The 22,071-nt window shown below is 76.1% G+C and carries 23 protein-coding genes and 1 rRNA gene; 14 read left to right on the top strand and 10 right to left on the bottom strand.

Annotated features, from left to right (window positions below; genetic code table 11):
- Positions 1 to 256: 256 nt before the first annotated feature.
- Positions 257 to 1,873 (top strand): long-chain fatty acid--CoA ligase, encoded by a 1,617-nt coding sequence (locus BMZ50_RS20965; protein WP_091329138.1) that lies wholly within the window; start codon positions 257 to 259, stop codon positions 1,871 to 1,873.
- 43 nt (positions 1,874 to 1,916) lie between these two features.
- Here BMZ50_RS20965 and BMZ50_RS20960 read toward each other — a convergent pair whose 3' ends face one another.
- Positions 1,917 to 2,246 carry a rhodanese-like domain-containing protein gene (locus tag BMZ50_RS20960; protein ID WP_245753791.1) on the bottom strand — a complete coding sequence of 110 codons (330 nt, stop codon included), beginning with the start codon at positions 2,244 to 2,246 and terminating at the stop codon, positions 1,917 to 1,919.
- A 57-nt stretch (positions 2,247 to 2,303) separates the two neighbouring features.
- Here BMZ50_RS20960 and BMZ50_RS20955 point away from each other — a divergent pair, with 57 nt between their 5' ends.
- On the top strand, positions 2,304 to 2,813 hold the full coding sequence (locus BMZ50_RS20955) for a PH domain-containing protein (protein ID WP_091329255.1): 510 nt from the start codon (positions 2,304 to 2,306) through the stop codon (positions 2,811 to 2,813).
- A 107-nt stretch (positions 2,814 to 2,920) separates the two neighbouring features.
- Complete coding sequence (locus BMZ50_RS20950) at positions 2,921 to 4,345, top strand: PH domain-containing protein (protein WP_245753781.1); 1,425 nt, start codon at positions 2,921 to 2,923, stop codon at positions 4,343 to 4,345.
- Here the strand turns inward: BMZ50_RS20950 and BMZ50_RS20945 are convergent.
- The 3 genes from BMZ50_RS20945 to BMZ50_RS20935 form a co-directional block, all read right to left on the bottom strand.
- Positions 4,296 to 5,597 (bottom strand): glutamate mutase L, encoded by a 1,302-nt coding sequence (locus tag BMZ50_RS20945; protein ID WP_091329132.1) that lies wholly within the window; start codon positions 5,595 to 5,597, stop codon positions 4,296 to 4,298. The genes BMZ50_RS20950 and BMZ50_RS20945 overlap by 50 nt on opposite strands.
- 121 nt (positions 5,598 to 5,718) lie before the next feature.
- Positions 5,719 to 7,338, bottom strand: coding sequence for a solute symporter family protein (locus BMZ50_RS20940; RefSeq protein ID WP_177212922.1), 1,620 nt, complete (start codon positions 7,336 to 7,338; stop codon positions 5,719 to 5,721).
- Positions 7,331 to 7,726 carry a DUF485 domain-containing protein gene (locus tag BMZ50_RS20935; protein ID WP_091329130.1) on the bottom strand — a complete coding sequence of 132 codons (396 nt, stop codon included), beginning with the start codon at positions 7,724 to 7,726 and terminating at the stop codon, positions 7,331 to 7,333. The genes BMZ50_RS20940 and BMZ50_RS20935 overlap by 8 nt, the downstream gene beginning before the upstream one ends.
- Before the next feature lie 185 nt (positions 7,727 to 7,911).
- On the opposite strand from BMZ50_RS20935, the gene BMZ50_RS20930 reads away from it, so the two are divergent.
- Positions 7,912 to 9,087, top strand: a complete 1,176-nt coding sequence (locus BMZ50_RS20930) for a Rieske 2Fe-2S domain-containing protein (protein ID WP_245753780.1) — start codon at positions 7,912 to 7,914, stop codon at positions 9,085 to 9,087.
- A 34-nt stretch (positions 9,088 to 9,121) separates the two neighbouring features.
- Here the strand turns inward: BMZ50_RS20930 and BMZ50_RS20925 are convergent, their stop codons facing one another.
- Positions 9,122 to 9,286: a hypothetical protein gene (locus tag BMZ50_RS20925; protein WP_177212921.1), complete on the bottom strand. Its 165-nt coding sequence runs from the start codon at positions 9,284 to 9,286 to the stop codon at positions 9,122 to 9,124.
- 141 nt (positions 9,287 to 9,427) lie between these two features.
- Between BMZ50_RS20925 and BMZ50_RS20920 the strand changes: the two genes are divergently transcribed.
- Positions 9,428 to 10,642, top strand: coding sequence for an MBL fold metallo-hydrolase (locus BMZ50_RS20920; RefSeq protein ID WP_245753779.1), 1,215 nt, complete (start codon positions 9,428 to 9,430; stop codon positions 10,640 to 10,642).
- Positions 10,643 to 10,647: 5 nt separating this feature from the next.
- Here the strand turns inward: BMZ50_RS20920 and BMZ50_RS20915 are convergent, their stop codons facing one another.
- From BMZ50_RS20915 to BMZ50_RS20905, 3 genes are all read right to left on the bottom strand, one after another.
- On the bottom strand, positions 10,648 to 11,502 hold the full coding sequence (locus BMZ50_RS20915; RefSeq protein ID WP_091329122.1) for an Fpg/Nei family DNA glycosylase: 855 nt from the start codon (positions 11,500 to 11,502) through the stop codon (positions 10,648 to 10,650).
- A 115-nt stretch (positions 11,503 to 11,617) separates the two neighbouring features.
- A complete protein-coding gene (locus BMZ50_RS20910) occupies positions 11,618 to 12,058 on the bottom strand; it encodes an SRPBCC domain-containing protein (RefSeq protein ID WP_177212920.1) in 441 nt (146 codons plus the stop codon).
- A gap of 58 nt (positions 12,059 to 12,116) precedes the next feature.
- Positions 12,117 to 12,611 (bottom strand): DUF309 domain-containing protein, encoded by a 495-nt coding sequence (locus BMZ50_RS20905; protein WP_091329118.1) that lies wholly within the window; start codon positions 12,609 to 12,611, stop codon positions 12,117 to 12,119.
- A 164-nt stretch (positions 12,612 to 12,775) separates the two neighbouring features.
- Between BMZ50_RS20905 and egtA the strand changes: the two genes are divergently transcribed.
- From egtA to egtE, 9 genes are all read left to right on the top strand, one after another.
- Entirely contained in the window at positions 12,776 to 14,047 is a 1,272-nt protein-coding gene (egtA, locus tag BMZ50_RS20900) for an ergothioneine biosynthesis glutamate--cysteine ligase EgtA (protein WP_245753778.1), read from the top strand.
- Positions 14,044 to 15,336, top strand: a complete 1,293-nt coding sequence (egtB, locus tag BMZ50_RS20895; RefSeq protein ID WP_091329114.1) for an ergothioneine biosynthesis protein EgtB — start codon at positions 14,044 to 14,046, stop codon at positions 15,334 to 15,336. The genes egtA and egtB overlap by 4 nt, the downstream gene beginning before the upstream one ends.
- On the top strand, positions 15,336 to 16,025 hold the full coding sequence (gene egtC, locus BMZ50_RS20890) for an ergothioneine biosynthesis protein EgtC (RefSeq protein WP_091329112.1): 690 nt from the start codon (positions 15,336 to 15,338) through the stop codon (positions 16,023 to 16,025). Before egtB ends, egtC begins: the two co-directional genes overlap by 1 nt.
- Positions 16,026 to 16,058: 33 nt before the next feature.
- Positions 16,059 to 17,027 (top strand): L-histidine N(alpha)-methyltransferase, encoded by a 969-nt coding sequence (gene egtD / locus BMZ50_RS20885; RefSeq protein ID WP_091329109.1) that lies wholly within the window; start codon positions 16,059 to 16,061, stop codon positions 17,025 to 17,027.
- Between the two features lie 193 nt (positions 17,028 to 17,220).
- Complete coding sequence (locus tag BMZ50_RS20880; RefSeq protein WP_091329107.1) at positions 17,221 to 18,036, top strand: DUF4397 domain-containing protein; 816 nt, start codon at positions 17,221 to 17,223, stop codon at positions 18,034 to 18,036.
- Between the two features lie 20 nt (positions 18,037 to 18,056).
- On the top strand, positions 18,057 to 18,713 hold the full coding sequence (locus tag BMZ50_RS20875; protein WP_091329105.1) for a class F sortase: 657 nt from the start codon (positions 18,057 to 18,059) through the stop codon (positions 18,711 to 18,713).
- Between the two features lie 38 nt (positions 18,714 to 18,751).
- On the top strand, positions 18,752 to 19,351 hold the full coding sequence (locus BMZ50_RS20870) for an RNA polymerase sigma factor (RefSeq protein ID WP_245753777.1): 600 nt from the start codon (positions 18,752 to 18,754) through the stop codon (positions 19,349 to 19,351).
- Positions 19,332 to 20,069: an anti-sigma factor gene (locus BMZ50_RS20865; protein ID WP_091329101.1), complete on the top strand. Its 738-nt coding sequence runs from the start codon at positions 19,332 to 19,334 to the stop codon at positions 20,067 to 20,069. The genes BMZ50_RS20870 and BMZ50_RS20865 overlap by 20 nt, the downstream gene beginning before the upstream one ends.
- Before the next feature lie 23 nt (positions 20,070 to 20,092).
- Positions 20,093 to 21,223: an ergothioneine biosynthesis PLP-dependent enzyme EgtE gene (gene egtE, locus BMZ50_RS20860; protein WP_091329099.1), complete on the top strand. Its 1,131-nt coding sequence runs from the start codon at positions 20,093 to 20,095 to the stop codon at positions 21,221 to 21,223.
- A gap of 21 nt (positions 21,224 to 21,244) precedes the next feature.
- Here egtE and BMZ50_RS24420 read toward each other — a convergent pair whose 3' ends face one another.
- Together BMZ50_RS24420 and rrf are read right to left on the bottom strand one after the other, a co-directional pair.
- Entirely contained in the window at positions 21,245 to 21,544 is a 300-nt protein-coding gene (locus BMZ50_RS24420) for a DUF4333 domain-containing protein (RefSeq protein WP_177212919.1), read from the bottom strand.
- Between the two features lie 351 nt (positions 21,545 to 21,895).
- Positions 21,896 to 22,012: ribosomal RNA gene (rrf, locus tag BMZ50_RS20850) — 5S ribosomal RNA — on the bottom strand.
- Positions 22,013 to 22,071: the final 59 nt, after the last annotated feature.

The raw sequence follows: 22,071 nt of genomic DNA, 5'->3' as shown, positions 1-22,071 counted from the left end.
CCGTTCCCGCGGGAACGTCGACAAGGTTCTTGCCTCGACCGCGGTCCGCCGCGACGCCCGTCGCCGGTGGTCGGCGTGGCGTGAGCGGGTGCGGCGCGAGGGTGCCCCGGCTCGGCGTCGGCACCCGACGGCGGACCTCGGTGGTCCTCGTGGACGGCCGGGGCGCTGACGGTGCTGGTCGCGGGCCTGCGGGCCACCTACGGCGACCGCCCGCGCCCGGGTAGAAGGTGAGGGCCGTCACTGGCACGATCTCGCCATGCGCGGCCTGATGCAGGACTACCCCCTGACCATCGATGCGATCTTCCGGCACGTCGAGCAGCACTACCGCGACGGCACCATCGCCACCGCCGGGCCCGGCGGGACCACGCGGATGACCTACGGAGAGTGGGCAGAGCGCACCCGGAAGCTGGGCGGCGTGCTCGACACCCTCGGCATCAGCGCCGACGGGCGGGTGGCCACCTTCGCCTGGAACTCCGCGCGCCACCTGGAGCTCTACTTCGCCGCGCCGTCGTCCGGGCGGGTGCTGCACACCCTCAACATCCGGCTGTTCCCCGAGCAGCTGACCTACATCGCCAACCACGCCGAGGACGAGGTGGTCTTCGTCGACCGCACCGTCCTGCCGCTGCTGTGGCCGCTGATCGACACGATGAAGACCATCCGGCACGTCGTGGTCATGGACGACGGCGGGGACAACGAGATCCCCGACGACCCGCGGGTGCTCGACTACGAGACGCTGCTGGCCGACGCCTCGCCGGTGGAGTTCCACGTCGAGGACGAGAACTCGGCCGCCTCCATGTGCTACACGAGCGGCACCACCGGCCACCCCAAGGGGGTCGTCTACTCCCACCGCTCCACGTGGCTGCACACCATGGGGGTGATGGCGCCCAACGCGTTCGGGCTGGGCGTCCGGGACGTCGCGATGCCGGTCGTGCCGATGTTCCACGCCAACGCCTGGGGCATCGCCCAGGCCGCGCCGGCCGCCGGGGCGTCGCTGGTCATGCCCGGCCCGATGATGCAGCCGCAGGCCCTGGCCGACCTGATCGTGAACGAGGGGGTCACCTTCACCGCCGGCGTCCCGACCATCTGGCAGGGCGTGCTGCCGCACCTGGCCGGCCGCCCGCACAAGCTGCGCGAGATCGGCTGCGGCGGCTCGGCGGTGCCCAAGGCGCTGTCGGAGGCCTACCGCGAGCAGGTCGGCCTGGCGATCCTGCAGGCCTGGGGGATGACCGAGACCCACCCGGTCGCCTCCTCCGGCATCCTGCCGCCCCGCTACGACGGCGCCGACGAGGAGACCAGGGCCGCCCAGCGGGCCCGCGCCGGCATCCCCTTCCTCGGCGTGGAGGCGCGGATCGTCGACGCCGAGACCCTCGAGCCGCAGCCGTGGGACGACAAGGCGACCGGCGAGCTGCAGGTCCGCGGGCCCTGGTGCGCCCAGGACTACTACCACCCCGACGCCGGCGTGGAGCTGTCGACCCCGGACGGCTGGATGCGCACCGGCGACGTCGCCGCGATGGACGCCTTCGGCTCGATCCGCATCGCCGACCGCACCAAGGACCTGATCAAGTCCGGCGGCGAGTGGATCAGCTCGGTGGACCTGGAGAACGCGATCATGAGCCACCCGAAGGTGAAGGAGGCCGCGGTCGTCGGCGTCCCGCACCCGAAGTGGGACGAGCGCCCGCTGGCCTGCGTCGTCCTCAAGGACGGGGAGACCGCGTCCGAGGAGGAGATCCTCGAGCACCTGCGGCCGCTGGTCGCCAAGTGGTGGCTGCCGGACGCGGTGGCGTTCATCGACGAGGTGCCCAAGACCAGCGTCGGCAAGTTCTCCAAGAAGGACCTGCGCGCGCGGTTCACCGAGTTCCCCGCCCGAGGGTGAGCGGAGTGGATCCGTGCGGGTCACCCGCACGGATCCACTCCGCTCAGCGCACGAAGGGGGGCTGGCCGGTCTCGCTGACCATCGGGCGGCCGGCGGCCTCCCACTCGCCCATGCCGCCGCCGACGTTCACCGCGTCGTAGCCGTTGGCGTTCAGCCAGGCGGCCACCCGCGCCGAGCGGCCGCCGCTGCGGCAGGTGACGTAGAGCGGGTCGCCCTCGGGCAGGTCGTCCAGCCGGGCGGGGACCTCGCCCATCGCGATGTGGGTGGCACCCTCGATGTGGCCGGCCACCCATTCGTCGTCCTCACGGACGTCGAGGACGACGGCCTCCTCGGGGAGCTGGCTGGCGGGCACGGTCGGAACCTGCTGCGGCATCACGCACCCCATCGTGGCACGCCGGAGGCCCCGTGCCCTGCTGCGAGGATGGGCCCGATGCTCCCCGACCCGCCCTCTCCGGTGCGCGACCCGGCCTGGCCGCTGTCCCGCTCCGCGATCGGCCTGTGGGTCGCCGAGGGGGTGCTGGGGGCGCTGGTCTACGGCGTCCTGACGGCGGCGTTCGTGCTCTTCGTCCCGCCCGCCGGGCCGGTGCCGGTGCTGCGCTGGCTGCTGCCGGTGCTGGTCGTCGCGTACGCGGTGGTGGCGATCGGCGTCCGGCCGTGGATCCGCTACCGGGTGCACCGCTGGGAGGTCACCGACGAGGCGGTCTACACCCTCACCGGCTGGTTGACCCGCACCTGGGTCCTCGTCCCCGTCTCGCGCATCCAGACCGTCGACGTCACCCGCGGCGTGCTGCAGCAGGCCTTCGGGCTGGCCACGGTGGCGGTGCTGACCGCCTCCTCCCAGGGCACCGTGCGGGTGCCGCACCTGGAGGCCGACGTGGCCCGGCGGGTCGCCGACGACCTCGCCCGCCGCGCCGAGCTGGTCCGCGACGAGGCGACATGACCGGCCCCACCGACGGGCCTTCGTGGCCGCAGAGTCCGCCGGGAACCGGGCCTTCGTGGCCACAAGGGCGAGGGGACGACGGCGCCCGGCGCACCTCCCCGCTGGTCGTGCTGGTGCACACCGCCACCTTCCGGCAGGCCCGACAGCTGGTGCCGATGCTCATCCCGGTCGCCGCGATCACCGGCCTCGACGACGGCGCCACGACGGTCGTCGTCCTCGCCGTCGCGATCACCGTGCTGTCCCTGGCCGCGGCGGCGCTGTCCTGGTGGCGGTTCAGCTACGCCGACGGGCCGACGGCGGTGGTCGTCACCCGCGGGCTGCTGGCGCGGTCGGTGCGCACCGTGCCCAACGACCGCATCCGCGGCGTGGAGGTCGAGACGCCACCGCTGCACCGGCTGCTCGGCCTGGTCCGGGTGCGCATCGACGCGGCCGCGGGCTCGGTGGGCCCGGGCGAGGAGGAGGTGGTCGTCGACGGCGTGCCCCGCGCCGAGGGCGACCGGCTCCGCACCCACCTCCTCGCCCGCCGGCCGGCCCCGGCGCCCCGCGCGGAGACCGCGGCCGGAGGCGCACCCGCTCCCTCCGAGGAGGAGTTCGCCCGCTTCGACAACCGCTGGCTGCTCTACGCGCCGCTGGTCGGCAGCTACCTGGTCGTCCCGCTGGCCGCGGTCGGCGCGCTGTTCCGGTTCGTCGACGAGCTGCCCGACAGCGTGCTGCCCGATCTCGACGGCCCCGACCTCTCCGACGTCCGGGTGCTGGTGCTCGCCGGCGTCGTCGGGCTGGTGCTGCTCGTCGCCGGGTCGGTGCTGGGCGCGGCGCTGGTCAACTGGGGGTTCCGGCTGGTCCGCCGGGACGGCTCGCTGGTCGCCGTCCGGGGCCTGCTCACCCGGCGGCACACCGAGCTGGAGATCGACCGGATCCGCGGCGGCACGCTCAGCGAGGGCCTGGGCATGCGCCTGGTCGGCGCGGCCCGGGTGAACGCGCTGGTCACCGGGCTGGGGCAGGCCAACCGGCGGGGCCAGCTGCTGCCGCTGGGCCCGCGGGAGGAGGCGCGGGCGCTGCTGCGCCGGCTGGTCGAGGACCCCGGGCCGCTCCTGCACCACCCGCCGGCCGCGCGCCGCCGGCGGATCCTCCGGGCCGTGGCCGCCGGCCTGCTCGTCACCGCCCTCGGCGGGGTCGTGACCGCGACCTCCGGCGGGTGGTGGGTGCTCGTCGCGGGAGGCGTGCTTGCCGCCCTGGGCGTGCCGGTGGGGCTGGGCCGGTACGCCGCGCTCGGGCACCGGGCCGGGCCCCGCTCGTTCACCGTGCGCAGCGGCTGGCTGGTCCGCGAGCAGGCGGTGCTGCAGCGCCGCGCCGTCGTCGGCTGGCGGGTGCGGCAGAGCCCGTTCCAGCGCCGGGCCGGGCTGGCCACCGTGGTGGCCTGCGTGGGCGCCGGCAGCGGCGGCTACGCGGCGGTGGACGTGGCTGCCGCCGACGTCGCCGGGTTCACCGCGAACGCGTCGGGGTCGTGGGCGCGAACGCTCGCCCCCCGCTGAGCAGGCCGGCCGCCGCGGCCGGGTGCACGGCGGCCAGCAGCCCGGCGGCCGCGAGCACGTAGCGGGAGTCGACCAGCACGTCGGCGTCGGCCAGCACGGCCCCGGCGCCGCCGCGGTCGGCGGCGATCCGGCCGACGGCGGCCGCCACCGCCTCGGGGTCGCCGTGCCGGAACACCCCGCCGGAGAGGACGACCAGCCCCGCCGTCCGCGCCCCCGCGCCGCCGGGCCCGTAGGCCGCCTCGGCGCGCAGGTGCCGGCGCAGCGCGATCGTCGCCGCGGCCGCGCCCAGGCCGAGCGGGTCGTCGGGCACCGGCACGTCCTCCGCGGCGGCGGCCCGGTGCAGCGCACCGGCGCTGGCCTCGACGCCGAGATCGCCCTCCACGGTGCGGCGGGCTGCCGGGACGCCGACCGCCTCCCGGCCCAGCGACGCCTGCTCGGCGTCCGGATCGGGCACGCAGTACACGTCGGTGGTCGCACCGCCCACGTCGACCACGACCACGCCCGGGGCCCCGGCGCCGGCCCGGCCCGCCGCGAGCACGGTGACGCCGGACAGGACGGCGTCCGGCGTCACCGTGCGCACCCACTGCCGCAGCCGCGGGTCGGTGGACAGCCGGTCGCCGCCGATCACGTGCCGGAGGAACACCTCGCGGATCGCCGCCCGCGCCGGCTCCGGCGCCAGCCGGCCGATGTCGGGCAGCACGTTGCCGGCCGCGGTCACCGGCACGCCGCCGTCCCGCAGCACGGCGGCCACCTCGTCGCGGACGGCGGCGTTGCCGGCCAGGACGACCGGGACGGGCCGACGAAGGACTCCGCTGGGACCCTGCAGCGCAGCCGACGAGGCCAGGGCGGCCGCGTTGTGCCGCAGCACCGAGGCCTCCCCGCCGTCGGTGCCGCCGACCAGCAGGACGACGTCCGGCGCGGCGGCGGCCAGGGCCGCGAGCCCTGCCGCGTCCAGCGGGCCGGCGGCCACGTGCACCACCCGGGCCCCGGCCGACAGCGCCGCGCGGTGGCCGGCCTCCGCGCTGATCAGCTCCTCGTAGCCGACCACCGCCAGCCGCAGCCCCCCGCCGGCGCTGGAGCAGGCGAGCACCGGCACGTCGGGGAACCCGGAGGTGGCGGCCAGCACCCCGCGGACGACGTCGGCCGGGTCGGTCGGCGCCTGCGCCCGGGCCACCAGCACGCCGGCCGGCAGCTCGACGAGCGCGGCCTTGGTCCAGGTGGAGCCGATGTCGACGCAGGCGAGGAGGGCCACCGCCGGACCGTATCCGCGGTCCGCGCCGCGGCGCGCGCCCCCACCGCGGGGACGCGCGCCTCGACGGCGGCCCCTGCAGGTCCCGCCGCGAGCCTGCGAGTGGCGGGGGCAGGGGGTCCGTTCAGTGCTGGACGGCCTTCTCCGCCCCGATCCCGGTGAGCGCCCGCACCTCGAGCTCGGCCCACTTGGCCTCGTCCGGGCGCTCCTTGGACAGCACGGTGCCCAGCCAGCCGAGGAAGAACGACAGCGGGATGGAGACCAGGCCCGGGTTGTTCAGCGGGAACCAGGCGAAGTCGACGTCGGGGAACATCGACGTCTCCGCGCCCGACACGACCGGCGAGAAGATGATCAGCCCGATGCAGGCGATCAGCCCGCCGTACATCGACCACAGCGCGCCCTGGGTGGTGAACCGCTTCCAGAACAGCGTGTAGAGGATGGTCGGCAGGTTCGCCGAGGCGGCGACGGCGAAGGCCAGCGCCACCAGGAAGGCGATGTTCAGGCCCGCCTGCAGCGCCAGGATGCCCAGCCCGATGGAGATCGCGCCGATGACCACGGCGGTGATCCGGGCGATCCGCACCTCGCCGTTGGGCGGCACGTTGCCCTTCTTGATCACCGAGGCGTAGACGTCGTGCGCGAACGACGCCGACGCGGTGATCGTCAGCCCGGCGACGACGGCGAGGATCGTCGCGAACGCGACGCCGGCGATGATCCCCAGCAGCACCGTGCCGCCCAGCTCGAAGGCCAGCAGCGGTGCGGCGGCATTGACCGCGCCGGGCGCGCCGAGGATCGCCTCCGGGCCCACGAGCGCACCGGCGCCGTAGCCGATGACCAGGCTGAACAGGTAGAAGATGCCGATCAGCCAGATCGCCCAGACCACCGAGCGGCGGGCGTCCTTCGCCGTCGGCACGGTGTAGAAGCGCATCAGCACGTGCGGCAGGCCCGCCGTCCCGAGCACCAGGGCCAGGCCGAGCGACACGAAGTCCAGCTTCGAGGTGTCGGTCGCGCCGTACTGCGCGCCGGGAGCGAGGACGTCGACACCGGGCTGGGCGTTGGCCGCCGCGCCGCCGAGCAGCGCCGACAGGTTGAACCCGAACTTCGCCAGCACCCACAGCGTCATGACCAGCGCGCCGGCGATGAGCAGCGACGCCTTGATGATCTGCACGTAGGTCGTACCGCGCATGCCGCCGACCAGGACGTAGATGATCATCAATGCGCCGACGAGGACGACGACCAGCGCCTGCGCCGCCTCCCCGGTGACCCCCAGCAACAGGGTGACCAGGCCGCCGGCACCCGCCATCTGCGCCAGCAGGTAGAACAGCGAGACCGCGAGCGTGGAGATCGCCGCGGCGGTGCGCACCGGCCCCTGCCGCATCCGGAACGCCAGGACGTCGGCCATCGTGAACCGCGCGGTGTTGCGCATCAGCTCGGCGACCAGCAGCAGCGCCACCAGCCAGGCGACGAGGAAGCCGATGGAGTAGAGGAAGCCGTCGTAGCCGTAGAGGGCGATGGCGCCGGCGATGCCCAGGAAGGAGGCGGCCGACAGGTAGTCCCCCGCGATCGCCAGCCCGTTCTGCGTGCCGCTGATGTTGCGCCCGGCCGCGTAGTAGTCCGCGGCGCTCTTGTTGGTGCGGCTGGCCCGGAAGGTGATGACCAGCGTGATCAGGACGAATACGCCGAAGATCGAGATGTTGATGATCGGGTTGCCGATGGTCGCGCTGTCGGCCGCGAGCAGGTCAGGCACGGGGCGCCCCCTCGGTCATCGAGGAGCCACCGTGGCGATGACCCGCCGCGTACTCGTGGTGTTCCAGCCGCTCGCGCATCTCGTCGGCGATCGGGTCGGTCCGCCGGTCGGCGTGCCAGACGTAGAGGTGGGTGATGGCGAACGTCGTCACGAACTGCGCGAGGCCCAGCAGCAGGCCCAGGTTCACGTTCCCGAAGACCGGGGTGGCCATGAAGTCGGGCGCGTAGGTCGAGAGCAGCACGTAGAGCAGGTACCAGGCCAGGAAGGCCACGGTCATCGGGAAGGCGAAGCGGCGGAACCGACGCCTCAACTCCTGGAACTCCGGTGATGCCTGGGCCTGCAGGTACTCCTCCGGCGTCAGCGACCTGCGTTCGGCGGGTGGTGTCACGGTGCCCTCCCCTGTAGAACTGGCCCGATAAGCATGAAGTGATCGCGGTCACTGTGCGAGTCGACCCGTTACCCGTGCCCCTTCCGTGTTGCAGGACCTTCCGTCACTCGTAACCGGCGCGGAACCCGGCGGCGCTGCAATGGGTCATGGCCGTGCTTGCGAGGACGTCGACGGGATGGTTCCCGGTGGCTCGCGCCGCCGAGGTCGGGACGACGCCGGTGCCGGTGGGTGCCGGCGGCCGGGCGTACGTCGTGGTCCGGCTGCGGCCCGGAGGGGAGGTGAGCGCCTTCCCGGCCCGGTGCCCGCACCGACTCGCACCCCTGGCGAGGGCCACGGTCGTCGACGAGCGGCTGGAGTGCGCGCAGCACGCGTGGCGGTTCAACGGCGAGGGTCGCTGCGTCGCCATCCCGGCGCTCGGCCCGGAGGGGACGCCGCCGCCCCGGGCCGACCTCCCCGTGCCCTGGGCGGTGGAGGAGCGGCACGGCTGGATCTGGCTGGCCCCCGACCGCACCGCCGCCCCGCGACCGCCCCGGCCGCTCGCCGAGCCGGCGGTCGAACCGGTCCCCGTGCCGCCAGCACCCCGGGGCCCGGTGCTCGGCAACCTCGACCGCTCGCTCCGGCACGCCTGGCACCCGGTGGCCCTCTCCCGCGAGCTGCGCCCGGGCGGCTGGCTGCAGGTGCGGCTGCTGGGAGGCACCTGGACCCTCCGCCGCGGCGCCGCGGGCCTGCTGGCCGACCAGCCCGCCTACGGCGTCCGGGAACACCTCGGGCTGGTCTGGCTGGCCCCCGAGAAGCCACGCGACCCGCCCTTCGACGTCCCCGAGGACGGCGACCGGCGGTTCGTGACCGGCTGGCTGCCGCCCCTGCGGTCGCCAGGTGCGGCCGGCTCGCTGGCCGACGCCGTGCTCGACGCCGCCGACCACGTCCTCGTGCCCGCGCACGCAGGCGGTGAGTGGCGGGTGGACAGCGAGCCCGGCGGCTTCCGCGGCGTGCGCGAGACCGACGACGGGTGCCGCGCCGGCTACGTCCATCGGGCCCCGTTCCGGCTGCGGTTGCGGCTGGAGTCCGCGGACGCGGTCACCACGGTGCTCTTCCTGCTCCAGCCGGAGGACCCGGACTCCACCCGCCTCTACACCCGGCTGCTGCTGTCGGCCGGCCCCGGCGCGCCGCTGCCGGGTCCGGCCGACGTGGGGAGGGCGGCCGCCGACGCGCAGGAGGCGCTCGCCCGGGCCCTCGCGCTGCAGGCCCGGGGAGACGCCGGCGGGCTGCCGCTGAGCCTGCGCGAGGAGCTGCACCTGCCGTGCGACCGGCTGGGCGTGGCCCTGCGGCGGGCGCTGGCCGATTTCGCCGCTGGACGCTGATCCGATCGGACGGTGAGCGGACCGGTCGCGCCGGTCAGTCCACGGGAACGAGCTCCCCGCACGCGGCGCAGCGAGTGGGCGGGTCCGTGTCCGCCAGGCGGCCGCAGCCGGGGCAGACCCGGGCCAGCCAGCACGCCGGGTCACCGCCCTCGGACGCCGGCAGCGCCGCCTCGTCGTCCGCACCAGGGGTCGTGCCCACGCCGACGATGCTGCGCCGGACCTTGCAGTACAGCAACAGTCGGCGGCCGGGGGGCAGACGCCGGCCCCGCCGTTGGACCTCCCCGACCCGGACCCGGACGTGCGGAACTGCCCCCGGCCGGACGCTGGGATGCTGGTGGGCGTGCCGTCCCTCGCATCAACCCGCACCGCCCTCGCCCTCGCCGCCACCCTCGCCGGACCCGCCGCATGGGTCGCCCGCGCCGCCTGGGGGCTGCCCACCGCCCTCGGGGCGAGCCGCCGGACGGTGGCCCGCTCCGCCGCGGGCTCGCCGCAGTTCGCCGAGGGCCGCTTCCACAACCGGCTGACCACCCCCGCCCTGCCGCCGGCCAGCGCCCGCCGGGGCCTGCTCCGCCAGATGCACGACGAGCGGCTCACCGGTCTGCCGGCGCGGCCGGTGCCGCTGGCCCGGCCGGAGCTACCCGCCGCGGCCGCCGACCTGGCCGTCACCTGGTTCGGCCACTCCAGCGCGCTGATCGAGGTCGACGGCCGCCGGGTGCTCGTCGACCCGGTGTGGGGCGAGCGCGTCTCGCCGTCCCCGCTGCTCGGGCCCACCCGGCTGCACCCGGTGCCGGTGCCGCTGGCCGACCTGCCCCCCGTCGACGCCGTTCTCATCTCCCACGACCACTACGACCACCTCGACCTGCCCACGGTGCGTGCGCTGCTGCGCACGCAGGAGGCGCCGTTCCTCGTGCCGCTGGGCATCGGCTCCCACCTGGCCGGCTGGGGCGTCCCCGAGGACCGGATCGTCGAGCTGGACTGGGACGACGCGGTGGACGTCGCCGGGCTCACCGTCACCTGCACCGAGGCCCGGCACTTCTCCGGCCGGTTCTTCGCCCGGGACACCACGCTGTGGGCGTCCTGGGCCATCGCCGGGCCGCGGCACCGGGTCTTCTTCGGCGGCGACACCGGGTACACCCCGGCCTTCGCCGGCATCGGTGCCCGGGTGGGCCCCTTCGACCTGACCCTGCTGCCGATCGGCGCCTACAACGATGCCTGGGCCGACATCCACATGACCCCCGAGGAGGCCGTGCGGGCGCACGGTGACCTCGGTGGCGGGCTGCTGGTGCCGGTGCACTGGGCCACGTTCAACCTGGCGTTCCACCGCTGGGCCGAGCCGGTGCAGCGGATGTGCACGGCCGCCGAGCGGTCCGGGGTGCGGGTGGCCGTACCGCGGCCGGGCGAGCGCGTCGACGCCCTGGCCCCGCCGCCGGCCGAGGACTGGTGGACCGCGGTCGGCTCGGCCGTCGAGCCGGGCGAGCAGGGGGACGGCGGCGTCGGCAGCTCGGTGCTGGCGCGGGCGGCGTCCTGGCTGGTGGCCCGCCGCCAGATGGACTGACCGGATCAGCGCAGCAGCTTGGACAGCCGCCGGTCGGCCAGCGGCTTGCCGCCGGTCTGGCAGGTCGGGCAGTACTGCAGCGAGGTGTCGGCGAAGCTGACCTCGCGCACGGTGTCGCCGCAGACCGGGCACGGCAGCCCGGTGCGGGCGTGCACCTGCAGCCCCGAGCGCTTCTCGCCCTTCATCGTGGCCGCCCGCTGGCCCACCTGGCGCTCCAGGGCGTCGGTGAGCGTGGCGCGCACAGCGCCGTGGAGGCGGAGGACCTCGTCGTCGCCCAGCCGGTCGGCCATCTTGAACGGCGAGAGCCGCGCGGCGTGCAGGATCTCGTCGGAGTAGGCGTTGCCGATCCCGGCGATCAGGGTCTGGTCGGTGAGCGCGCCCTTGAGCTGGCCGCTGCGGCCGGCCATCAGCCGGGCGAAGGTCTCGCCGTCGACCTCCAGGGCGTCCGGGCCGAGCCGCGCGATGCCGGGCACCTCCGACGGGTCGCGGACGACGTAGACCGCCAGCCCCTTGCGGGTGCCGGCCTCGGTGAGGTCGAAGCCGTTCCCGTCATCCAGGTGCACCCGCAGCGCCAGCGGCCCCTTGCCCGGCTTCGGCGGGGCGGGCGGGAGGCCGGTGCGCCAGTGCAGCCAGCCGGCCCGCGCCAGGTGGACGACCAGGTGCAGCCCGGAGACGTCCAGGTCGAGGAACTTGCCGTACCGGCCGGCGCCGGTGATCTCCAGGCCGCCGAGCGAGGACAACGGCGGGTCGAAGGTCTTGATCGCCTGGACGGCGGCCAGGTCGACCCGCGTCACGATCCGGCCGACCGCGTTCTGCTGCAGGAACGCGGCCAGCGCCTCCACCTCGGGCAACTCGGGCACCCGGCCATGATGCCCCGGCCCCGCCTCCTCCCGCCGTCCCCGATCCGGGCGGTTTCAGGAGGGAACGCCGTTGGTGCCGCCGACCGGGACGGTCGCGCCGGCTCGTGCCGGGCGTTCAGCTCGCGGGGCGGCTGGTGCGCCCCTCGGCGCGGGCCTTGAGTCCCTCGCAGAACTGGCGGAAGGAGGGGTTGAGGTCCGGCGTCGTGCGACCGAGCAGGCCGGCCAGCGGGCCGGTGTGGTCCTCCCGCACGGTGAGCACGGTGCTGCCGTCGGCCTGGCCGTCGAGGCGGTAGGTCCGGTCGATGACCGCCAGCCCGAACGGCAGCCCGCCCTGCCAGCGCATCGCCTCGTGCGGCCGGATGTCGGTGACGGTGATCGGGAAGGGCCGGTTGCGGATCATCGTGGCGTAGATGGTCAGCTGCTCCCCCAGCGCGACCCGGCCCTCCACCCGGTCGACGCCGGAGTCCCAGTCGCGCCAGCCGCCGACGTCGACCAGCAGGTCCCACACCTGCTCCGGGCTCGCGTCGATCCGCGTCGCGGCCTCGAAGCTCCTCATCGTTCCTCCCCGCATCCGGCCCGCACCGCCGTGAGCTGCATGCTCAGTGTGCTCCGGGTCACCTCGAGCCGGTAGGGGACGGCCCTCCGGTCAGCCGCGGGCCCGCCGCGCCCGGCTCCCGCCCGGCCGTCGCGTCCGCAGCCCGCGCCCGGGCCCAGGCGACGAGCCCGGGCACGTCCACGCCGTGCGGCGGGTCCGCCGCGTAGCCGCTGATGTTCCCCGCCCCCCGGTCCAGCAGCGTCGCGGCGCCGCGGGGGTTCCCGCGCGCGGCGTGGGTGAGGCCGACGGCGAGTTGCGCCAGCCCGCGCCACAGCTGCCGCTCCGCCTCCGGTGCGGACTTCCACGCGTCCTCGAGCACCTCGTGGGCGTGGAAGGGCCGCTCCGCGTCGAGCAGCCGCTGCGCCTCGGCGAGGGCCTCGGCCGGCGCGCGGACCACGCCCTCGGGTGCGCGCTCCTCACCGACGGCGCCATAGGGCAGTGGCCGGCCCAGCGCGTCCCGGGGGCGGGCGTTGCGGGCGTGACCGCGGGGATCGCGGTCCCGGTCGGTGTCCATGTCCCGATCCTCACCCCTGCGCGTTCTGCGCGGCCTGCGCCGCAGGGGTTGCCCTGTCGGTGGTCGGGTGGAGGATGGGTGCAGAGGACGGCCGCACACCGGGCCGCCCCCGCACCGACCCGCGGTCGACGTCGACCGGTCCGGACCTGGAGGGGGTGGGGCCCGTGGCCCCGGCCATCACGCAACACACGCCCGAGCTCGCCGTGTCCGACGCGGTCGCGCACATCGCCGAGGCCGCCCTGCGCCCCGGGGCGGTCGGCACCGTCGGCCTGGAGCTGGAGGCCCACCTGGTCGACCTCGACGCCCCGCCGTCCCGGGTGCCCTGGGCGCGGATCACCGCACTCGTCGACGCCCTGCCCGCGCTGCCCGGCGGCAGCCGGGTCACCCTCGAGCCCGGCGGACAGGTGGAGCTGTCGGGCCTCCCCCGGCCGGACGTCGCCGCCGCGGTCGCGGCCCTGCGGGCCGACCGGGACGCGCTGGCCGCCGCGCTGGCCGCCGACCGGCTCGCGCTGGCCCCGGTGGGAGTCGATCCGCTGCGCCGGCCGCAGCGGGTCAGCCCCGCCGCTCGGTACACGGCGATGGAGGAGCACTTCGCCGCCGTGGGCTGCGCCGCGGCGGGGGCGGCGATGATGGCCGCGACCGCGTCGCTGCAGGTCAACCTGGAGGCCGGGCCGTGCGCGGGGTGGAGCGAACGGGTCGCGCTGGCCCACCAGCTGGGCCCGGTGCTCGTGGCCGTCTCCGCCTGCTCGCCGGTGGCCGCCGGCCGGGCCACCGGGTGGGTGTCGACCCGGCAGCGGGTGTGGGGGGATCTCGACCAGGCCCGGTGCGGCCCGCTCCTGGGCGGGGCGGACCCGGCGGGCGAGTGGGCCGAGTACGCCCTGGCCGCTCCGGTGATGCTGGTCCGCGACCCGCGCACCGGCCGGGCGTCACCGGCGCGGGCCCGCGTCCCGTTCGTCGACTGGATCTCCGGCGCCACCCCGCTCGGCGGCCGCCGGCCCACCCGCGGTGACGTCGACTACCACCTCACGACGCTGTTCCCCCCGGTCCGGCTGCGCGGCTACCTGGAGATCCGCTACCTGGACGCGGCACCCGAGCCCTGGTGGCCGGCGCTCGCGGCGGTGACGACGACGCTGCTCGACGACCCGGTCGCGGCCAGGCACGCCGCGGCGGCGAGCGCCCCCGTGGCCGGTGCCTGGGACCGGGCCGCGCGCCTGGGCCTGGCCGATCCGGCGCTGCGCACCGCGGCGCGGGCGTGCCTGGCGGCCGCGGTCGACGCGGTGCCCGCCGCGCTGCGCTCCGAGGTCGAGGCGCTGGCCGAGCTGGTCGAGCGCGGCCGCAGCCCGGGGGACGACCTGCTCGAGACCGCCCGCGCCGCCGGGCCCGCGGGTGCCCTGCTCACCGCCACGACGCCGACCTGGGGAGGTGCCGACCGATGAACGACCCGCGCGAGCTGCTCGCCCGCGAGCTGACCGCCGCGCGCGACCGGACGCTGCTGCTCACCGACCACGACGAGCCCGAGCTGCTGCGCCAGCACTCCCCGCTGCTCAGCCCGCTCGTGTGGGACCTCGCACACATCGGCCAGCAGGAGGACCTCTGGCTGCTGCGCCGCGGCGACGCCCGCCGGGAGGGCCTGCTGCCCGCCGACGTCGAGGCGCTCTACGACGCGTTCAGCCAGCCGCGCGCCGTCCGCTCCCGGCTGCCGCTGCTGCCGCCGGTGGCGGCGCGGGCGTTCTGCGGCGAGGTGCGCGGCCGGGTGCTCGACCGGCTGGACCTCCTCGGTGCCGACGACGACCCGTTCGACTTCGCGATGGTCGTCAGCCACGAGCAGCAGCACGACGAGACGATGCTGCAGGCGCTCAATCTGCGCTCCGGCCCGCCGCTGCTGGGCGCCGGGGCGCCGCTGCCGCCGGGGCGGGCCGGGCTGGCGGGCACCTCGGTGCTGGTGCCCGGCGGGCCGTTCGTGCTCGGGGTGGACGCCGCCGACGAGCCGTTCTCGCTGGACAACGAGCGGCCGGCGCACGTCGTCGACGTCCCGGCGTTCCGCATCGGCCGGGTGCCGGTCACCAACGCCGGGTACGCGGCGTTCGTGGCCGACGGCGGGTACGCCGACCCGCGCTGGTGGTCGCCGCGCGGCTGGGCGCACCGGGTCGAGGCGGCCCTGTCGCGACCGCAGTTCTGGGGCGCCGACGGCACCCGCACCCGCTTCGGCGTCGTGGAGGAGCTGCCTCCGGACGAACCGGTCCAGCACGTCACGTTCTTCGAGGCGGAGGCCTACGCGGCCTGGGCGGGGGCCCGGCTGCCGACCGAGGTGGAGTGGGAGAAGGCCGCGGTGTGGGACCCCGCGACCGGCCGCCGGCGTCGCTTCCCGTGGGGCGCGGCCGAACCGTCCCCGGCGCTGGCGAACCTGGGCGGCGCCGCGCTGCGCCCCGCGCCGGTGGGCGCCTATCCGGCCGGGGCGTCGGCGTACGGGGTCGAGCAGCTGATGGGCGAGGTCTGGGAGTGGACGTCGTCGGCGTTCGGCCCGTGGCCGGGGTTCCGGCCGATGCTCTACGCCGACTACTCCGCGCCCTTCTTCGGCGGCGACTACCGGGTGCTGCGCGGCGGGTCGTGGGCGGTCGGGCCCTCGATCCTGCGGCCGAGCTTCCGCAACTGGGACCACCCCTACCGGCGGCAGGTCTTCAGCGGTTTCCGGCTGGCCTGGTCCGTCGACGAGCCGGACGCCTGATGTGCCGGCACCTCGCCTGGCTGGGCCGTCCGCGCACGCTCGCCGAGCTGGTCCTCGACCCGCCGTCCTCGCTGCTGGTGCAGTCCTGGGCGCCCCGCCGGCAGCGGTACGGCACGGTCAACGCCGACGGCTGGGGCGTGGGCTTCTTCGCGCCCGGCCGGCCCGAGCCCGCCCGTTGGCGTTCGTCCCGGCCGCTGTGGGCCGACCCGTCGTTCGCCTCGGTCGCGCCGGTGCTGTCGTCGGGGTGCGTGGTGGCCGCCGTCCGCTCGGCGACGGTGGGCATGCCGCTGGAGGAGAGCGCGGTGGCCCCGTTCACCGACGGCCGCTGGCTGCTGTCGCACAACGGCCGGGTCGACCGGGCCGTGCTGCCGCCGGTGCGGGACGCGGAGTCCACCGTCGACAGCGCCCTGCTCGCCGCGCTCGTGCTCGACCGCGGACCGGAGACCCTGGGGGCGACGGTGCGGGAGGTCGGCGCCGCCGATCCGGCCGCCCGGCTCAACCTGCTCGCCGCCGACGGCACCCGCCTGCTGGCCACCACCTGGGGCGACACGCTCTCGGCGCTGACCACCCCCGAGGGCACCGCGCTGGCCAGCGAGCCGTGGGACGACGCCCCGGGGTGGACCGACGTGCCCGACCGCTCCCTGGTCGAGGTGACCCCCGACGGCCTGACCGTGACGCCCCTGACCTGACCCGCACCCTGCCCACCCGAGCCGAGGAGTTCCGTGACCGTCACGCTGACCAGCCACCTCGCCCCCGACGACGCCGCGGCCGCGCTGCGTGCCGACGCCCTGGCCGGGCTGACCACGATGCCGAAGTCGCTGCCGCCGCGGTGGTTCTACGACGAGCGCGGCAGCGAGCTGTTCGACGGGATCACCCGGTTGCCGGAGTACTACCCGACCCGCGCCGAGCGGGCGATCCTGACCGAGCGCGCCGGGGAGGTGGCCGCGGCCTCCGGTGCCGACGTGCTCGTCGAGCTGGGCAGCGGCACGTCGGAGAAGACCCGGCTGCTGCTCACCGCGCTGCGCGCGGCCGGCACGCTGCGCCGGTTCGTGCCCTGCGACGTCGACTCCTCGGTGCTGCGCGCCGCCGGTGCCGCGATCACCGAGGAGTACCCGGGCGTCGCGGTGGATGCGGTGGTCGGTGACTTCACCCGGCACCTCGGTGAGCTGCCCCGGTCCGGACGGCGGCTGGTGGCCTTCCTCGGGTCGACGATCGGCAACCTCGAGCCGGAACAGCGCGCCCGGTTCCTGGACGAGCTCGCCGGCACGCTGCGGCCCGGCGACTCGTTCCTGCTCGGCACCGACCTGGTGAAGGACCCCGACCGGCTGGTGCGTGCCTACGACGATGCCGCCGGGGTGACCGCGGAGTTCAACCGGAACGTGCTCGCCGTGCTGAACCGGGAGCTGGACGCCGACTTCGACCTCGGCGACTTCGAGCACGTCGCGCTGTGGGATGCCGCGAACGAGTGGATCGAGATGCGGCTGCGTGCGCGCACCCACCAGGTGGTGCGGGTTCGCGCCCTGGACCTCGACGTCGCGTTCGAGGCCGGGGAGGAGCTGCTCACCGAGATCTCGGCGAAGTTCCGCCGGGCGCGGGTCGAGGCCGAGCTGTCCGCCGCCGGCCTGGCGATGACGCACTGGTGGACCGACCCGGACGGTGACTTCGGCCTGTCGCTCTCCGTCCCCGCCTGATCCGGGGCCGCCGGCACGAGGCCGGGCGCCCGGCCTCCTTCCCACCACCTCGGGCTCTGCCCACGTGGGTGGGCAGAGCACGAGCATCCGCAGGGGACTACTGGGCGGACAAGGGGCGGGGCTGCATCCAGGGCGGACAGCCGCGCGGAAGGAGGCGTGCCAGGCACACCCCACCTCCCCGGAAGGGACTCCCGTGACCAGGACCCGCACCCTCGGGCTCGCCGCCACCGGCGCCGTCACCCTGCTCGTCCTCGGCGTCTCCCCTGCACTGGCGGACAACCACACCGCCACCGTCTCGATCCTCCACGGCGTGCCCGACACCCCGGTCGACGTCTACGCCAACGGCGAGCGGCTGATCGACGACTTCCAGCCCGGCACCCTCACCGACCCGCTGGAGCTGCCCGCCGGCAGCTACGACCTCGCCCTCTTCCCCGCCGACGCCACCGACGGCTCCGGGGAGGCACTCCTGTCCGCCAGCGGCGTCTCCGTCCCCGCAGGCGCGAACGCCACGGTGGTCGCCCACCTCACCGCGGCGGGCCAGCCCGCCCTGACACCGTTCGTCAACGACACCTCCGCCGTTCCCGCCGGCCAGGCCCGGGTGGTCGTCCGGCACACTGCCGCGGCCCCCGCGGTCGACGTCCGGGCCGGCGGCCAGGTCGTCGCCCCCGGCCTGGCCAACCCGGACGAGGCCGCCCTGACCGTGCCCGCCGGCACGGTCAGCGCCGACGTCGTCGTCGCCGGCACCGGCACCGTGGCGATCGGCCCGGCCGACCTGGCCCTGCCCGAGGGCGCGACGACGATCGTCCACGCCTGGGGCTCCCAGGAGGCCGGCTACGACCTCGCCGTCCAGACGATCTCCGGATCGCACTCGGCGCCCTCCGGGGTCCCCGGCGGGTCCGCCGGCCTGGCCGACGAGGACGGGTTCCCCGCCCCGCTGATGGCCCTGTCGCTCGCCGGGCTGGTCGCCGCGGGCGTCGCCGCCCGTCGGCTGGTCACCACCCGGGCCTGACGGGCACGCAGCGAACGACGATGGTGCGACCCGCCGCCGCCGGTGCCGTCCTGGGGCTGGCGCTGGCGCTCGGCGTCCCGGCCGCCTGGCAGCTGACCAGGGAACCGGCGGCGGTGGGCGCACCGGTCGGGCAGGTGCTTCCCGCACCGGTCTCGCCGGGGCGACCCCCCTCGTCGGCGGGCCCCCCGACCGCGGTGCCCACCCGCGCCGCCGCGCCCACTGCGGCGGCGGTCCCCGCACCGGTGCGGCTGGCCGTGCCGGCGCTGGGCGTCGACGCTCCGGTCGACCCGGTCGGGGTCCGCGCCGACGGCCTGATGCAGCTCCCGGACGACGTCGACCGGGTGGGCTGGTACCGGTTCGGGCCGGTGCCGGGCGCCGACGGGTCCGCCGTCGTCGCCGGCCACGTCGACGATCGCGACCAGGGCCTCGGCGTGCTCGCCCCGCTGCGGGAGGCCGCGGTCGGGGACGAGATCGTGGTGACCGACGTGACCGGTGCGGCGACCCACTGGCGTGTGGTGTCCCGCGAGCTGATCGCGAAGCAGGCGCTCCCGCTCGACCGCCTCTTCTCCCGCGCGGGCCCGCCCCGCCTGGTGCTGGTCACCTGCGGCGGCCCCTTCCTGCCGGAGCACGGCGGCTACCGGGACAACCTGGTCGTCGTCGCCGAGCCCGAGCGATGACGGGCGTGCTGGAGCGGCGCCCGGATAGGGTCGGCACCGTGACCACGGACGTCGTCCCGCGGCCGGGAAGCGGCCCCGAGCCGGACGACGCCGAGGTGGGCCGCCGGTTCGCCGCCGGCGACGAGCAGGCCCTCGCCTGGGCCTACGAGCGCTGGGCCGGGCAGGTGCACGGCATGGCGGTGCGCGCCTTCGGTCCCGGCCCGGACGCCGAGGACGTCACCCAGCAGACCTTCGTCTCGGCCTGGGCCGGCCGGGAGAGCTTCCGCCCCGACCAGGGGCCGCTGCCGGCCTGGCTGGTCGGCGTGTGCCGGCACAAGATCGCCGACACGTGGGTGCGCCGCGACCGGCAGCGCCGGGCCGCGGAGGCGGTCGCCGCCGAGGCGCGGGCCGCGCCGGAGACCCGCGGCCCACAGATCGACGCCGCCGTCGCGGACCGGGTGCTGCTGCTCGGCGAGCTGGAGCAACTGGGCCAGCCGCAGCGGGGCATCATCGAGCTGGCTTTCTTCGAGGACCTCACCCACGCCCAGATCGCCGACCGCACCGGGCTGCCCCTCGGCACGGTCAAGAGCCACATCCGGCGCACGCTCGAGCGTCTTCGCAACCGGTTGGAGGTGGACGGTGCAGCACTGCACGCCTGAGCAGCTGGCCCTGGCGGCGCTGCGCGAGCTGCTGCCCGCGACCGACGCCGCCCACCTCCTGGCCTGCGCGCAGTGCCGGGCGGAGGTCGCCTCCCTGCAGCGCAGCGTCGATCTGCTGGCCGTGCCGCAGCTGGCCGCGCCCAGCACCCCCGTCCCCCCGCCACCGCGGGTGTGGGACGCCATCGCCGCGGCCACCGGGGTCACGGCCGCACCCCGCCCGGAGGCCCCCGCGGCCCCCGCGCCGCTTGCCGCCGTCCCCCCGGCGCCGGTCCCGGCGCGACCGCGCCGGTCCCGGTTGCTGCTGGCCGCGGCTGCCGCCCTGGTGGTCGGGGCCGGGATCGGCGCCGGGGCGGTCGCGCTCGGCAACCGGGACGACGACGGCCCGGCCGTGGCCGCGGCCGCCCTGGCCCCGCTGGGCGACAGCGGCGCGTCCGGCGAGGCCCGGGTCGTGGAGCGGGCGGACGGGTCCCGCGTGCTCGAGCTGGACCTGACCGCGGCCGACCTGGAGGACGGCTACTACGAGGTGTGGCTGCTGGACGAGGCGGTCGAGAACCTCGTGTCGCTCGGCGTCGTCCGGGGCGGCGGCGAGGTGACGCTGGCACTGCCTCCCGGCCTGGACCTCGGCGAGTACCGGGTGGTCGACGTCTCGGTCGAACCGCTGGACGGGGATCCGTCCCACTCCGGCGACTCGGTCGCCCGCGGCGTCCTCGACAGCTGAGCCCGCTCGCCTAGCGTGGTGCCGTGACCACGCTCGAACCCGCTCTCGTCCACGAGGACCTCGGCACCTCGTGGCGCGCCGGCCGCCCGCGCCCGGCCGGCCGGCACCTCGACAGCGCCGCGTGCAGCCGGCAGAGCCACCGGGTGCTGGAGGCCGTCGCCCACCACGCCCGGCACGAGGCCGAGCTCGGCGGCTACGTGGCCGAGGCGGCGGCCGGTGACCTGCTGCAGCAGGGCCGCTCGGTGCTCGGCGGATTGGTCGGGATGGCCGCGGCGGACGTGGCGTTCGTGGAGTCGGCCCAGGCCGCCCTCGTGACGCTCCTGACCGGCTGGCGGCTGCCGGCGGGCGCGCGGGTGGCCTGCCTGCCCGGGGAGTACGCGCCGAACGCGGCCCAGCTGCGGGCGGCGGGCCTGGTGCCCGAGCCCCTGCCGGTCGACGACCTGGGGCGGGCCGACCTCGACGGCGTGGCCGCTCTGCTGGCCGCCGACCCGCCGCGGTTCGTGCACCTGACGCACATCGGCAGCCACCGGGGCATCGTGCAGCCGGCCGCGGAGATCGCCGCGCTGTGCCGGGCGGCCGGCGTCCCCCTGGTGCTCGACGCGGCCCAGGCCCTCGGCCACGTCGACACCGATGTGGGCGCAGACGTCGTCTACGGCACCTCCCGGAAGTGGCTGGCCGGCCCGCGCGGCGTGGGCGTGCTGTGCGTGCGGCCGGCGCTCACCGCCGAGCTCACGCCGCTGCTGCGCGAGCCGGGCGACGCCCCTCCGTTGCGCGCGTTCGAGTCCGGTGAGGCGCATGTGGCCGGCCGGGTGGGACTGGTGCTGGCCGTCGGCGAGCACCTGGCGGCGGGTCCGGTGCGCGTGCGGGAACGCCTGGCCGCGCTCGGGCGGGCCGCCCGCGAGGTGCTGGAGGGAACGGCCGGCTGGCGGGTGGTCGAGCCGCTCGACGAGCCCACCGCCACGACCACGCTGCGCCCGCCGGACGGCGTCGACGTCGTGGGCACCCGGGCGCGGCTGCTCACCGAGCACGGCATCGTGACCACCGCGATCGGCCGGGAACGCGCCCCGGGGGAGATGACCGGCCCGGTGCTGCGGGTCTCCCCGCACCTGGACGCCACCCTGGAGGACCTGGAAGCCCTCGCCTCCGCCCTCTGACGGCGGGGATCGCGCGAACCGTCAGCCGGCCCGCTCGATCTCGAACTGCGCGGTGTCCCCCTCGACCGAGGTCACCGTGATCGTGAGGGGGATGTCCTCGCCGGTGTCGGGGTCGACGGCAGTGCACTCGGTGCGCGCGTCGACCTTCGCGTCCAGGTCCTCCTGGCAGGTGACCTCGGGGGCGTCGCCGAACTCTGACTCGAGGGCGGCGGCCACCTGCGACTCCAGCTCACCCTGCTCGATGGCCGAGCAGGAGGTCAGGGCCAGCGCGAGGGCGGGAGCGGCAGCGAGGAGGGGGAGACGACGGCCGAGACCGGACAAAGCAGACTCCTGCGAAGTGGGAGGAAACGCGCTCCCGACCCTAGCCGTGCCGTGCGTGCCCGGCCCCGACAGCGGGGGTTCCCCTCTTCGCAGAGTGGTGACGTAGCCCGGACGCACGCGGCCCTCTTCGTCAGGTGACGAAGAGGGCCGCGTGCGTGTGCACTCACCAGCCACCCACCCGTCCGCGCGGAGGCCTGTCTGCCGGCCCGTCCCGGGTACGGGACCGGGTTGCCGGGCGGACCTCCGGGGCCGAGAGCCCGGGCGCGCGGTTGCGCGGGGCAACGGGCTGGGCGGGATGCGGACAAACGCCACGGGCCCCAGCCGGATGGCTGGGGCCCGTGGGGAATGGTTGTCCGGCGGCGTCCTACTCTCCCACCCCGTCTCCGGGGCAGTACCATCGGCGCTGAGAGGCTTAGCTTCCGGGTTCGGAATGAGACCGGGCGTTTCCCTCTCGCCATGGCCGCCGTAACGCTGTGAACATGTCGAACCGAAGACCGGTTCGTGCGTTCAGAACCGCACAGTGGACG

The organism is Geodermatophilus ruber, from assembly GCF_900114385.1.
Classification (GTDB): domain Bacteria; phylum Actinomycetota; class Actinomycetes; order Mycobacteriales; family Geodermatophilaceae; genus Geodermatophilus; species Geodermatophilus ruber.
The sequence above is the reverse complement of the archived record's forward strand: the minus strand, read 5'-3'. Positions and strand labels throughout refer to the sequence as shown.

Excerpts from the sequence above, each read along its gene's own strand:
- BMZ50_RS20965 (WP_091329138.1), top strand. The coding sequence starts at position 257 with ATGCGCGGCCTGATGCAGGACTACCCCCTGACCATCGATGCGATCTTC.
- BMZ50_RS20960 (WP_245753791.1), bottom strand. The coding sequence starts at position 2,246 with ATGCCGCAGCAGGTTCCGACCGTGCCCGCCAGCCAGCTCCCCGAGGAG.
- BMZ50_RS20955 (WP_091329255.1), top strand. The coding sequence starts at position 2,304 with ATGCTCCCCGACCCGCCCTCTCCGGTGCGCGACCCGGCCTGGCCGCTG.
- BMZ50_RS20910 (WP_177212920.1), bottom strand. The coding sequence starts at position 12,058 with ATGAGGAGCTTCGAGGCCGCGACGCGGATCGACGCGAGCCCGGAGCAG.
- BMZ50_RS20905 (WP_091329118.1), bottom strand. The coding sequence starts at position 12,611 with ATGGACACCGACCGGGACCGCGATCCCCGCGGTCACGCCCGCAACGCC.
- egtB (WP_091329114.1), top strand. The coding sequence starts at position 14,044 with ATGAACGACCCGCGCGAGCTGCTCGCCCGCGAGCTGACCGCCGCGCGC.
- egtC (WP_091329112.1), top strand. The coding sequence starts at position 15,336 with ATGTGCCGGCACCTCGCCTGGCTGGGCCGTCCGCGCACGCTCGCCGAG.
- BMZ50_RS20875 (WP_091329105.1), top strand. The coding sequence starts at position 18,057 with ATGGTGCGACCCGCCGCCGCCGGTGCCGTCCTGGGGCTGGCGCTGGCG.